The 13,825-nt window shown below is 51.3% G+C and carries 8 protein-coding genes; 4 read left to right on the forward strand and 4 right to left on the reverse strand.

Going from position 1 to position 13,825, the window contains the following annotated elements; translation table 11 throughout:
* Positions 1 to 161 precede the first annotated feature (161 nt).
* Together B156_RS0116270 and B156_RS0116275 are read right to left on the reverse strand one after the other, a co-directional pair.
* A complete protein-coding gene (locus tag B156_RS0116270; RefSeq protein WP_018620821.1) occupies positions 162 to 5,243 on the reverse strand; it encodes a helicase-related protein in 5,082 nt (1,693 codons plus the stop codon).
* Positions 5,243 to 5,641, reverse strand: coding sequence for a hypothetical protein (locus tag B156_RS0116275; protein WP_018620822.1), 399 nt, complete (start codon positions 5,639 to 5,641; stop codon positions 5,243 to 5,245). Before B156_RS0116275 ends, B156_RS0116270 begins: the two co-directional genes overlap by 1 nt.
* A gap of 624 nt (positions 5,642 to 6,265) precedes the next feature.
* On the opposite strand from B156_RS0116275, the gene B156_RS0116280 reads away from it, so the two are divergent.
* Positions 6,266 to 8,725, forward strand: a complete 2,460-nt coding sequence (locus B156_RS0116280; RefSeq protein WP_018620823.1) for a PAS domain-containing sensor histidine kinase — start codon at positions 6,266 to 6,268, stop codon at positions 8,723 to 8,725.
* A gap of 66 nt (positions 8,726 to 8,791) precedes the next feature.
* Here B156_RS0116280 and B156_RS30890 read toward each other — a convergent pair whose 3' ends face one another.
* Positions 8,792 to 9,262: an RES family NAD+ phosphorylase gene (locus B156_RS30890; RefSeq protein ID WP_084757771.1), complete on the reverse strand. Its 471-nt coding sequence runs from the start codon at positions 9,260 to 9,262 to the stop codon at positions 8,792 to 8,794.
* A gap of 10 nt (positions 9,263 to 9,272) precedes the next feature.
* Complete coding sequence (locus B156_RS0116285) at positions 9,273 to 9,686, reverse strand: antitoxin Xre-like helix-turn-helix domain-containing protein (RefSeq protein ID WP_026260860.1); 414 nt, start codon at positions 9,684 to 9,686, stop codon at positions 9,273 to 9,275.
* 350 nt (positions 9,687 to 10,036) lie between these two features.
* Here B156_RS0116285 and B156_RS0116295 point away from each other — a divergent pair, with 350 nt between their 5' ends.
* The 3 genes from B156_RS0116295 to B156_RS0116305 form a co-directional block, all read left to right on the forward strand.
* Positions 10,037 to 12,664 carry a sensor histidine kinase gene (locus B156_RS0116295; protein ID WP_245563758.1) on the forward strand — a complete coding sequence of 876 codons (2,628 nt, stop codon included), beginning with the start codon at positions 10,037 to 10,039 and terminating at the stop codon, positions 12,662 to 12,664.
* Positions 12,665 to 12,714: 50 nt separating this feature from the next.
* Positions 12,715 to 13,419: an MBL fold metallo-hydrolase gene (locus B156_RS0116300; protein ID WP_018620827.1), complete on the forward strand. Its 705-nt coding sequence runs from the start codon at positions 12,715 to 12,717 to the stop codon at positions 13,417 to 13,419.
* Between the two features lie 209 nt (positions 13,420 to 13,628).
* Positions 13,629 to 13,825 (forward strand): transposase (locus B156_RS0116305; RefSeq protein ID WP_018620828.1); only part of this gene is annotated, 197 nt, incomplete at its 3' end.

Consider the following 13,825-nt stretch of genomic DNA (forward strand, 5'->3'; position numbering starts at 1 on the left):
TGCAGCTTCCAACGCTTTGGCATCCATCGACTGGATCCTAAACATAAGCAATCGTGCCTACGGAAACGATAAGCGGGAGAAAACTATGGTGTAGGTTTGCATCCACTTTCATCCGGTAAACAGTTAGATTGACCTTCGCATTAATGGTATTGATGAGGGCTTCAGCTCACTTCGATAGAGTGATCTTGTCGTTTGGCAATTGCTTTTTCGGTTTGATTGGCTTTACGCTGATCGTTTACTGGCTCTTTATCTTGGCCAATGGTCAGCAAACGGGATTCTACCAGGCGCAGTTCCGCCTTCATTTCCTGTAGTTTATCGCTTTTGGTCCAGGGTTTTGTTGCGATGTCATTCAACAGTTTTTTTTGCTGATTGAGGTTTTCAATTTTTTCTTTCTGGCTCTCTAAAAGTCCGGGAAGTTTTTCCAAGGCCCTGACGAACTGCCGGGCGGCAACTTCTGGGCTTCGTCCGGCTAAATACCCATTGTTATAGCTATACGTCAAAATGTCGCCTTTGACAATAAATGCATTCGCTTTCTCATTTTTACCGTCGTAAGTATAGCCAGTGTCCGTTCGCACGTATACGCCGAAACCATGTAAGGTACCTAACTGCTTCAAGCTCCCTTTGGTATCGGTTTTCTCATCCAACTGGGTGATATATTCACCCAGTGCTTTGACCGTCGTTATGAGTTTGGCATTTAGGGTAATTTTTACCGCATTGGGTAAGGTTCCTTCCGAATTGAATTGGGTGACTGCGGTCAGTTTCGAGTAATCGTCCTGAAGTGCGGTTAGCGTTTTTTCGGCTTTATCCAGCGAGCTTGTTACACCGGCCAGCATAGAGCCTGCTTTATAAGACTCTTTCTGAAAGAGTTTTAATTCGCCTTCCAGCATGGTTATCTGTTTTTCCAATCGGGCTTTCTGCAACAGGTCCTGATTGCCTGAGAGTATCGCTACATATTCGGAAAAATTCATTCCGTTCGTTTCGTCGAAGGCTCCTTCATCTAATCGCCGACCGTTTGCCGATCCGCTTTTGATCTGACCAATAAATACGGCTTTGTTATGTAGTAAATTAAATTTATAATTGTCCAGAGTCTTCTCGGTAGCGAAGACATAGTTCTTCACTTCATTATTAAAAAAATCGCGGGCAATAATGTTGCCCGTTCGAGAACCCCGCCCCACCCGCTGTTCGAGTTCGGCGGGTTTCCAGGGAATGTCCAGATGATACATGGCTACCACTCGTTTTTGGGCGTTGACACCCGTTCCCATCGTACTGGTTGAGCCAATCACGACCCGAACCGCTCCGTCGTTAATTCGTTGCCAGAGTTTCTCCCGCTCCTTGTCGTTTTTACACTCCTGAGCGAAGCGTATCTCATGCGCAGGCAAGCCATATTCTTCCATCAACTTATCGCGGAGAGCAGAATAAACATTCCATTCTCCATTTGGTTTGTAGGTATTCGTATCACAAAATACCATTTGTGTACCCCGGTGAATGGTGCTTTCCTGATAATGGCTGGCAATCAGGGCGGCACAACGGGACAGTTTACTGCTCGGATGATCGTCCAGCGATGGGTCAATTAATCGCATGTCCAGAGCGGCTTTTTTGGCATAATTAGTAGCAATAAGCATTTTCGCCGTTTGTTCGGTTTCCGACAGGGGCCTTCGTCCCAGAATAGTAGCATCACCGGTTTTGGCAAAGTCGATCAGTTTTTGGGTAAAAACAGCCTGATCGGGGGTAGGAGGGAGGTTAATCAGCACGTCCACCGCTTTAGGCCGATCCAGGCCCACCATCGACGCGGTTCTAAAGTCCGTAATTTGACTATAAAACTGAGCCAGTTCCGGTACTTTAATGAAATGCCGGAACCGCTCTTTCATCAGGAGTTGGTTGGTGACACTGTACTCGAAGTCCGCTGTTTTCTTAGCGTACACGGCCGCCCAGGCATCGAAGTTTTCGATATGTTGCCGGGCCATCTCCTTAGGGCGCAGGTATTTGAATAGCAAATACATCTCCGTCAGGGAGTTGGTAATGGTCGTTCCGGATAAGAACGTTGCCCCTAAATCTTTCCCCGTTCGCTCCTGAATGCTGCGGACCGCATAAAGCATATTAGTGGCCCGTTGACTCCCTTCCGAGTTACCCAGACCCGCAACCCGGTTATGCCGGGTGGTAAATTGCAGGTTTTTAAACTGATGCGATTCATCAACCAGTAAATGGTCGATACCCATAGCACCGAAGTGTGGTACCTGATCCGTTTTCTGGTTCAGATCACTTTGCAATTTCAATAGTTTGGCCGTTAAATTGGCCTTACGAGTTTCTAACCCTTTAAGTAGCGATTTGGATAAGTCAACCCCACTCTTGTGCAGTGTTTGCAAATCGTTGTCCAGGTTTCGCAACTCATCGCGCATGACCTTCTGCTGAATAGCGGGCGACTGCGGAATACGGGCAAACTGATCGTGAGTCAGAATGACGCAATCCCAGTCCCCATTTTTAATCGAGTTTAAAAACCGCTCCCGGTTGGCCGGGGTAAAATCATGCTGACCCGGATACAGTAACCGAGCGGTAGGATAAGCCGTTCGGTACGTCTGGGCAATCTGATTGACATTGGCTTTCATCGCCACAATCATCGGTTTATTTGCCAGCCCCAACCGCTTCATTTCGTAGGAGGCAACCGTAAAAATCAGGGTCTTTCCTGTACCGACTTCATGGTCGGCGATCCCGCCCCCATTCTGTAGTAACATCCAGATCGCATCTTTTTGCGAACCATACAGGCCGGGAATTCCCAGTCCTTTCAGGTCTAAATCGGGAAACTGCTGATGCGCTCCGTTATAGTGGGGTTTGACAAAACAGTTGAACAACCGATTATAGCGGTCGGTTAAATCCTGCTTCAGTTCGGCTTCCTGATTGGGTAGCCAGTCGATAAAGGCGGTACGGATCTGCTCGATTTTGGTAGCGGCTAACTGGGTTGCTTCGCTATCCAGCATCTTTTCACCCGCTGGTCCGTCTTTGTTAATCGTCGGCGTTGTATTGTAAAGTCCATACTGAAACAACGCCAGCCCATCGTACAGGCGAAACTGTCCCTGCACCGCGTATTGCTGACTAATGGTGGCATTCCTGAACATCCACGAGGGAACACTGACACTAAATTCGTCGGTTGAGAGCGCATAACGAACAGTGACGCGACTGCCAAACAGGTCACTGGCAAATTTTTCATAAACCTCCGTTGGTATCCACCGCTCCCCTAAGTTGAAATCTAATTCGACGAAGCTGATGGGGGTCGGCTGGCCAGCCCGCAACGCCAGAAGAGCCGGTTCCGCCATCGGATCGTGTGCATACGTTTCCATGACTTCGAGTTTCTCCACCACATTACCGCTTACCAGCGTCGAGGGTGTCTGGTACTCCCGCTCGACTGGATTGTAAAGAATCTGATCGGTTAGTTCCTTAATCAGTTGGGGTAGGGGGAATCTGGTCAGTTCCTGTAGGTAGCCCATATCGACCCGGCCCAGTTTACTCAAACAGGTTGCCAGCGCTTCCGGCGCGGTGAACTGCTCCACCCTGGCCCGTTGAATACTAACGGGCTGATTAAATATATCGGCTCGAATAAACGCCCCGTTCGGATCCGCTTTTTCAAGGGCTAACAAACTCCGTCCATCCGGATCGAGTAAAGCGAGGCCCGCATTCGAGGCCGCATTAATTGACCCGTAGCGGGTTATAAACGAGCCATAAGCCGTGTTGAGAGCTAGACGAAGTTCCGCTTGCGGCTGCTGTGTCCCCGTTTCCTGCCGGTAGAGTCGCTCGTAAGCATCCCGAATCTGGAGCAGAGCACCCAGACGGGCGTGATCAATTTGACCGGGTAAGGGTTCCAGCGTTTGCCGATCCGTCGATAAGCGGCCGACTTCGCCTTGTTGATACAATAAACTGCCTATCTGATGAAAGGCTTCCGGTTCGCCAGTAAGCGGCCTGGAAACGGGCGTAACCGGTTGAGCGAATAGTTCACCCTGCACGAACAAAGGCGAAAGGACGGGACTGGAAACAGGACGTTTGGAACGACTGACTGGCATGCGCTGCACGATGGGCTGCTGACGATGTTGCTCAAAGGTCTGTTGCCGATAGTGCTGACCGATATCCTGGCGAATGAGTTTTCCCACCCGCTCGGCTATGTTAGCCATGCCTCCTTCGTGTTCGTGGAGGTAAATTAGAGCAGGCTTGCCGTATTGATCGGTTCCGACTTTTTGTGTGGTCGCTACGATGTTATCCCCATTCAGAAATAGCGTATTGATCGTTGTATTGGCGGGACTGGTGGTTGTGCCAGTAAATTTTTTTTCCTGATCCGTCAGCGTCGTTTTTCCCGTTCGTTTCTGAAGCAGTATCAAATCGCTGCCCACGCTGGTGCCGGCATAGTCGGTAAACAGATTGTGGGGCATTCGGACGGCGGATACCAAGTCGCAGGTACGCATGAGGTACTGTCGAACCGGTTCATTGGCGGGTGAGTTGAGCAGGGCATCCGTGGTCAGGATGGCAGCTACACCTCCTTCGCGCAGACAGTCCACACTTTTCACGCTAAAGTAGGTATGGAGCCGCGCGCAGGCTCCTCGTCGCTGCTTGTCTTTGCTGTTGGCCAGTGCTTCATCCCAGATAGCGACGTTACCAAAGGGAATGTTGCTGGCCACGAGGTCAAATCGATCACTTAACTGGCGACCAGTTTCTTCAAAGCCCCGGTTTTCAACGGTATGGTTCGGGTAGAGAGCTTTCAGAATCAGGGCCGTAGCGGGATCTTTTTCGATGAGTTGGGCGGAGTTAATACGCAACCCGGCTTTATCGAAGGCCTGTGGAAAAATACCCGTACCCGCCGAAGGATCCAAGTACTGGATAGGCGAGGACCCCAACACGTTGGCCAGTTCTGTTCCCAGTGATTCCACCACCAGGGGGGGCGTATAAAATCCTGACAGCACATTATTCCGAATACCCGATAGAAACTCTTCTGCCCGATCTCCAGCAGTTTCGGCCAATAACGCATGAAGTTGTTGGATACCCGAACGCAATTGAGTATCCAACCCTGTTTTCCACAGGCTATCATCCCCGGCTGGCAACAAGACTGATTTAAGTGCTCCAAAACCACTGTAAGCCGATAAGGTAGCTCGCTCCTCATCGGTTAGTTCAACTATGTTACCAGCTTTATCCCGCTGCTCAATGGTAAACGCTAAACGCAGAGCCTCCAGGTTAGCAACCAGGCGTGCCTGATGATTATACGCCATCAGCTGAAGTGTTTATCTGTATACGCTGCCAGAATACCTACGATGTACGCATCAGCCAGGCGACCAGGTGGTTCGATCAGCACTGGCATGAATTGCTGCATTAATTTCCCAAAATGAGGGGCGTTAGCCAAGGCAGGTAGGTTAGTAAAATCGGTGGCCAGGATATCTTTTAATCGACTGGCCGCATCAAGGATGGGGGTGATGGTTTTCAGCATGACCCATTCAGCCTGTTCGATGGCCAGATCAATGGTAACACCCGCCCGACGCTGTTCTTCAAAAGTCAGACGAGCCGCTTCTGCGGCCGATTCCAACAAGGCAACCGGTATGTTTAAATCAGCGGTGAGGGTATTTAGCCGAAGCGAAAAGTAGTCCGTTTCCATAAACGTGATCAGTAGCATTTAAATACCCTGTGGTTTACCACAGGGACAGAGCTAAAATACGATAAAAGGAAGCGTTTAAAACAGGCTTATAAAGCTAAAGAGACGAAAGCCCATAAAGAGAGGACTAACACTCTTTATTTATTCAAAAAAAAGCTGGAGGGCTTTTTGGTGTCATACCTGACAGAACGTTCTCAATAAAACGGACGTTTAAGTGAACGGGTTCAGCAGTGGCCCCTACTGAAAAGCGTTGACACTTTGGACTTGCAACAGTACACGGCTCCAATGGCTGCCTGAGAAAAATCTCCAGTGTACTGTTGCAAGGCCAGTTTTTCGATACCTTGCCACAGCGCCGGCTGCCCGGTGAGAGACCGTCAGGTCGGACCGGGCCGCCGGTGCGGGAATATGAATGTTGCACACAATTTAAACCCCGATTGGCGGCTTTCTCTTTTCAGGAAGTCGCCAACTCAAACAGGTTCTTAAACAATTTGTCAATTAATTAAATTAACCACTCTTTGGCGCTACTTTACCAGATTCGGGTCAATGATAATAAAGCTTAACGACAACTACTTACACGTACCGTGACGTTTATGCATCTAATCCGATTGAGTTACTTATCTTGCAGTTACTCTATAAACTAGACTATTGGAACACACTACGGCTGCCAGGAATTACCCTTTTTTGGCCGGGGGGGGTGAAATGGGTGAACTCATCCGCAAGTATGACTGGTCAACCACGGCACTGGGAATGCCTGATCAGTGGCCACTTAGTTTACGCATCTTGGCCAATATGATGCTGACCTCCCGCTTCCCGATGCTCATCTTCTGGGGGCAGGATCTGATTACATTCTACAACGATGCCTTTCGCCCCAGCCTGGGTGATAATGGAAAACATCCCTCCTCCTTAGGCCAGCGGGGTGAACAAAGCTGGGCCGAATCCTGGCCGGTAATTGGTCCCATGATCCATCGTATTATGGAAGGGGGAGAAGCCGTCTGGTTTGAAGACCAGAAGCTGCCCATTTTCCGGAACGGGCAAATGGGCTATGCCTACTGGACCTACAGTTTCAGCCCCTTAGTCAACGATTCCGGGATCGTAAGCGGTGTGCTGGTAACCTGCTCGGAAACGACCGAAGCCGTCCTGAACCGTCAAAAACTGGAAACAAGTGAAAACCGCTTCCGCTCGATCATTAATCAGACACCAGCGGCCACCATGGTGCTGCGCGGTGATGATTTTAAAGTGGAACAGATCAATACCCCCATGCTGGCCCTGATGGGCCCTCGTGAAGCCGTTGTTGGAAAGCCACTGCTGGTCCTGATGCCTGAACTCGAACACGAATTTGCCTGGAAGCAGACTCAACAGGTTTATCACCAGGGCATTTCCTACGATGGGGTGGAGGTACCCGTCACTCATTCCATTGGCGAGCGTATCAGCAACCGCTTTTACAATATGGCCTACCGCCCGCTCGAAGAAGACGGGAAAATAACGGGCGTCATTCAAGTAGTAACCGATGTGACCCAACAGGTATTGCTTCGGAAAGTGATCGCGGAGAGTGAAGCAAAGCTTCGCTCGCTCATTAATGAATCCCCCGTGGCGACGGGCCTGTTTGTCGGCCCGGAGATGATCATTGATGTAGCCAATGAATCCATGATTCGATTCTTTGGGAAAGGCAAATCAATCCTGGGTAAGCCGATCCGAGCCGTCTTGACAGAGCCCCACGATCAAGGGGCTTTGCAGCTGTTGGAGGAGGTTTTTACCACCGGCAAATCGTTTGAGGCTAAAGGCGCTCCCGCTGAATTGACGATTGATGGCATACCGGGAACGTACTATTTTGACTTTAACCTAACGCCCCTTCGTAACGGAGTGGACGAGGTATATGCCGTACTGGAAATGGCCATTGACGTGACCGAACAGGTCCTGGCCCGCCAGAAGCTGGAAGAAATAGAATCAGGCCTGCGAGGGGCCGTAGAACTGGCTCAGTTAGGCACCTGGAGCATCGACGTGGTCACTAACGGGCTTACCTATTCCGACCGCATGATTGAGTGGTTTGGGTATAATCCTGGATCGCAGGACTATGCTGAGGTGATTCCCATCCTTGACCCCGCCGATCAGGACCGGGTGGCGAAGGCAGTCGCCTGGGCCTTGAATCCAGAATCCGAGGGGGTTTATGATGAAGTTTATTCCGTCATTCATCCCGGGACCGGCAAGAAACGAATTCTGCACGCCCAGGGCAAGACCGTATTTGATGCCACGGGCAAAGCCGTCCGGATGAATGGAACGGCTCAGGATATTACCGAGCAACGGCAGACCCAGGTAGCGCTGGAACAAGAGGTCGATGAGCGTACGCGGCAGTTACGGACTTTAGTTCAGGATTTAGAGCGTTCCAACGAGAATCTTCAACAGTTTGCTTACGTGGCCAGTCACGATTTGCAGGAACCCCTGCGTAAGATTCAGTCCTTCGGGAATCTACTGCAAAACCAGTATGCCGAACAACTGGGCACGGGTGTCGATTATCTGCAACGGATGCAGGTAGCCGCTCACCGAATGTCGACGCTGATACGCGATTTACTTGCCTACTCGCGTATTTCAACCCGTCAGGAAGCACCCGCATCCGTGCCGCTTGGGAAGGTCGTTGAGCAGGCGGTTGCCGATCTGGACCTGCTCATCAAAGACACGGGTGCCACAATCGAGGTCGATCCATTACCCGTTGTGCCCGGCGACGCTTCGCAACTGGGTCAACTCTTCCAGAATCTGCTGAGCAATGCCCTTAAGTTCCGACGTGCCAATGTGCCACCTGTCATTGAGGTGCATTGCCAATTGGTAAACGCGGATGCGGTACCGCCTTCCGTCAGCCCGACCCGTTCAGCCGCCACCTACTATCGGATCGACGTCGCCGACAATGGTGTGGGCTTCGATGAGAAATATTTGGACCGAATCTTCCACGTATTTCAACGGCTACACGGCCGAAGTCAATACGACGGCACGGGTATCGGCCTGGCGATCTGTGAAAAAGTAGTGGCCAATCATGGCGGGGCAATTACGGCCGTAAGTCAACCCAGCCAGGGAGCTAAGTTCAGCATTTATCTCCCTCACTATGTCTTGTCCTGATTTTATTCGGACGTTTAGCTGAACGGTAATTGGGTAGGAGGGAAACAAAAGAACGAGCAAGCAACGCTAAGTTGGCAAGCGCCAAAGCCGTCGGTCAACAGGCTGAATTTCTTGGCTAACAATCTGAATCTTTTCAAATGAACGATGTGCCGGATGCAAAAGCACATTATAAGATAGTGGTACTAACACAGAGGGTACAGCAACCCCTAACTGGTCGGGTACTGCTAACCAGTCCTTCAACCAAGTTTGGGTTCGCTCATAGGTTTCGTCTTGCCAAAAATTGGGTAATTCATCCCGCCTGTAATAGCGGATGTCATCGGGCACTTCTAAAGAAAACACCCAATAAGTAGGTAAGTCCTCATAGCGAACTGCTGGAGCGTGGGCTAACGTTTCGACTAAGCCCAACTCAGGTGTTGATGTAGCGTACAACACACCGACACCTTTGGGATTCCAGCGGCCACCGAATAACCGACTCCCCACTACCGATAGGGGCTCCTGCCGATATTTGTCCCGGATGATGCGATAAAGAAGGCTCATAAGGGCTTGATCAGGCTGGCAAACCGTAATCTAAGCGACCCAGCACATCATCGGCTAAACCAAAGCCAGTCACCGTGTCGAGTAATTGAAGAGGGGCTTGGCTAGCCAATTCCCGAATGGGTGTTCGTAGCCATTGCAAAACAGTCACTTTGCGTCCCTCAAATGTATCTAGGGCGTGCATTAACAGATTCTTCAGTAAAAGCAGGCGCTCGGAGGCATCCACGCTAAAGCGTTGCTCATCCTTAAGCCGGTGTAAATTACGGGGTGTCATATTAAGGGCATATGCCATTTCCCGATCGGTTAATCCGACCAGGGCAGCCACCTCATCAACTTGAGAGCGCAGGACTCCCTGACGGGAAGAATTAATCACACCAAAGGGCGAAGAACGACTAGAGCTTGCAGCTTGGTGAACGGGAATTTCCATGCGAAAGAGGAATTAAGTCACAAACGTAAGTGAAATAAGTCATCATAGCAAGTGGTTTCTTTACCTATTGCCTAGGGCATGCTTATCCCGTCAATGGGGACTTTCTAGATTTATTATCAATCATCAATTTAGCTAGCTTGTAAGGCTAAATGATTATTTCTGACTTATTTCGAATCGGAGGCTTTTCTGAACGCAGCTTGATTGGAAAGAAACCAGCCTGGTATCAGAACGATTTTGACCCTGCTAATAAATAGCTGTCGTCTGTATCTATTTTCAAATGGCCGACCGCGCGTTTATCTTTAGGCAAAATTAGCGTTCCGGCTTTCTTCACTCGAACGACTTTTTTCTTCGTGAACACTTCTTTCCAGCCCCAAGCGGGCCATCCACCGGACCCCTCTCCATTCGCCGACCTGGCTATGCTGGTGCTCGAGTCAGGTCTCGATTCAGCGGTTCGGGTAAAGCAGGCCAATGCCGTAGCTCAAGCGCTCATGGGGCCCCTGGCCTTTCCCCTGCTGGGAGCCTCCCTTGATCAGTTACCCCCGCCTTTTAATGAGCCCGCGCTGCGCGATCGCCTACACCAGCACCCTAACCACTCGGACAACTTACCCTTTCAACTCCATTCCCTTAGCCTGCCCGCCGGAGCCATTCGGCGCTATGCCGCTCAACTGGTAACGGTTGATCCCCATCTTTGGATACTGACCCTGCTACCCCAGGGGGAGGATAGCGGTCAAGAGGCCCTTGAGCAGATTATGGATTCGATGCCCACGGGTCTTCTGCTGTTCCGGGCCATACGCGCATCGAATCAGACCATTATTGATTTTCAGGCGGTACTTTGTAATCAAATGGGGGCTACCCTCTCCCGCCAAAGCCAGCAGGACATCCTGACCCGCCCCCTTAGTGAACGCTATCCCAACCAGGAGGTTTATGCGCTTTTTCAGCACTATGTAGCGGTGGTCACGACCGCTCAGCCCCATCATCAGCTCTTATATCTGCCTGCCCAGGCCGTTTGGCTGGATGTATCGGTGGTTAAATATGGCGATGGCTTACTGGTTTGCTTGCAGGATGTGACCCAGGGCCAGCACACGGCTTCTTTACTGGAAAGCGTGATGAGCAGTTCACCCGCTTCGGTGCGCTATTACGAGGCCATTCGGGATGAATCAGGTCAGATAATCGATTTTATGACCAGTACGGGCAATGAGCTGGCGGCCTATCGCCCTTTTCGACCCCGCGAGTCGACAACGGGCCAGCGGTTGCTGGATCTCTATCCCTACCTAAAGGAGAACGGACTTTTTGACCGGTATGTAAGGGTAGTGGAGTCGGGTCAGAGCGATCAATTCGAAACCAGTTATCCCCTGGAGACGCATCGGGCCTGGTTTGATTGTCGGGCCGTACCCCACGGCAACGGGCTGGTACTGACCACGCTGGATATCACCGCCCAAAAAGAAGTCTTAGTAGCCCAGCAACAACAGGCAACGGTGTTGCAAACCGTATTGGATCATTCGTTGACGGGAATGGCCTGGTTGCAGTCTGTTAGGGATACAAAGGGGCAAGTGATTGATTTTGTCTTAGCTAAGATCAACCAGACCCTGGCTAAAACGCTGCAACAGTCAATCCAGCAGCTGGAAGGCAGGCTACTCTCGGCCCTGATGCCCCATCAAATGACCAATGGGCTCTTCGACCGGTATGCCCAGGTGGCCCGGAGCGGCCAGTCTGATCGGTTTGACTGGGCAAGCCCGTCGGGCACGGTTTGGTTTGATATTTCGGCGGTGGCCATTGAGGGTGGCCTGATCGTAACGTTCATGGACATAACGGCCATCAAAGTGGCCCAGCTGGCCCAGCAACGCCAGGCGGATCTGCTCCAGGGTGTGCTGAACAGTTCCACCAGTAGCATTCTGGTGCTGGAGCCCCTTTTGGGGGAAGCTGGCCGCATCGAAGACTTTCGAATTAGTCTGGCCAACCCCGCTACGGTACGCTTATTTTCTTCTTTTGTTGATTCCCCCCTCACCCTGGATGCTGTCGGCAACCATACCCTGCTGACTGTATTTCCGGCTGTTCAGCAACGAGCCCTCTTTGCCGCCCTGTTATCGGTGGTCACCACGGGTCAACCCATTCATACGTCAGTTGACTACCCGGCCCTGGGGTTAACCTATGACTATGACCTGACTCCCTTCCGCCAGGGGGTCCTGTTGATTACCACCGATATAACGCCCCTGCGGCACTATCAGCAGCAACTCGAAGCCAACAACCTGGCTTTAAGTCGTTCGAACGAGTATCTGCAGCAATTCGCTTACGTAGCCTCCCATGATTTACAGGAACCGCTGCGCAAAATCGAGGCCTTTGCTGATCTGTTACTGACCCAGCATGCCGAGGGACTGGATCCAACCGGGCAGGATCTGCTTCGGCGCCAGCAGCAGGCTGCTCAACGGATGCGGACCTTGGTTAAAGACTTACTAGGCTATGCCCGGCTGACGACGCAGCAACCCCTTTTTGAACCGGTTTCTTTGCAAATCCTGCTGGAGGAGGTACTCATCGATCTGGAAACCCCGATCCGGGAGACGGGCGCTACCGTACTTGTAGAGGAGTTGCCTGTCATCCCCGGCAATGCCACCCAACTGCGACAAGTCCTGCAAAATCTGCTGGGCAATGCCCTTAAGTTCGCCAAACCGGGCCAATCTCCCCAGGTACGAATAGAGGCCTTACAACTCCGGGCCGATCAAGTCCCTCAGCCCAGCCTTTCCTCCCCAGGCCAGGCGTGGCTAGAGCTGCGGGTGGCCGATGAGGGAATTGGCTTTGAGGAGGCCCACCGGGAGCGTATCTTTGATTTGTTTCATCGGCTTCACGGTCGAAATAAGTACGGGGGCACCGGCATTGGGTTAGCCATCGTTAAAAAAGTGGTTGAGAATCACGGGGGCTTTATCACGGCCCAGAGCCGGCCTGGGGCTGGTGCTACGTTTTGTATTTACCTGCCGTTGCGCTAATCCGGACTGCTCCCCTTCATCGTTTACGACACACCTATTTTCGCTACGCTATGCCCCGGCTACACCAAATTACACCGTCTCTTTACCAGCTATCGCTGGGCGGGGTGAATGCGTTTATCCTTAAAGACAAGGATCTAACGCTGATCGATACCGGGTACCCGGGCAGTACCGCCAGGATTTTCTCTGCCCTCCGGCAGAGTGGCCAGGACCCCAGGGCGATCAAACGGATAATTCTGACCCATGCCCATCCGGATCATGCTGGTAGTGCTGCCGCCCTCAAACAGGCGCTGGGTGTGCCCGTACTGGCCCATCAGGTGGAAGCCCCTCTGCTGGAAGCAGGCCTTAGTGGCCACTCCCCGATTCATTGTTCACCGGGGGTCGCTAACTGGCTCATCTACCAACTGTTGATCAAAGGAGGTGCCGGCACAATTGAACCCCTGCTGATTGATCAGCGGCTAACCCATCAGGAGATACTTCCGCTGGCCGGTGGCCTGCAGGTGCTTCATACCCCGGGCCATAGCGTGGGGCACATCGCCTTATGGTTAAAGCAGGAAGGAGTACTGATCGCTGGGGATGCGTGTGCCCATCTGGTGGGACTGGATCTGAGTACGGTGTATGAAGATCGAGCCTTGGGGTGGCAAAGTCTTTTAATTCTGGCTGGGCTAGACTTTGAGAAAGCTGTCTTTGGGCACGGCAGGCCCATTCAGAAACGGGCCAGTTACCAGTTTAAAGCCAGGTTTAAAGCTTTCAATTGATAGCATCGTTTACGAAAATCATTAGGATGTCTAGTTGAACGATTATGCGGGTAGGAGGGGGATATTGGGACAGATCAGTTTTATAACTGTCAACTGTAATCGTAGCATACGATTTACTTTCGCTCTGCTCTTCTTACTATAAGAACGTGTTTGGGAATTGAAGAGGATTGAGAATCGTGTCAACTTTGTATCGACCAAAATGCAAAGTAATGACCAAACAGTGGGAGCCACTGACCGACCCTCAATGGGCCGCAATTTCGCCTTTTTTTAATCTCAAACGCAAACGAAAAGTTGACCTTCGAGAGGTTGTGGACGTCATCTTATGGTTGCTGCGTACGGGCACACAGTGGCGTAACCTGCCCGCTACATGGCCCCACTGGCAGGCCGTTTATTATTACTTTGACCA

Origin of the sequence: Spirosoma luteum DSM 19990 (assembly GCF_000374065.1) — a bacterium.
Taxonomy (GTDB): domain Bacteria; phylum Bacteroidota; class Bacteroidia; order Cytophagales; family Spirosomataceae; genus Spirosoma; species Spirosoma luteum.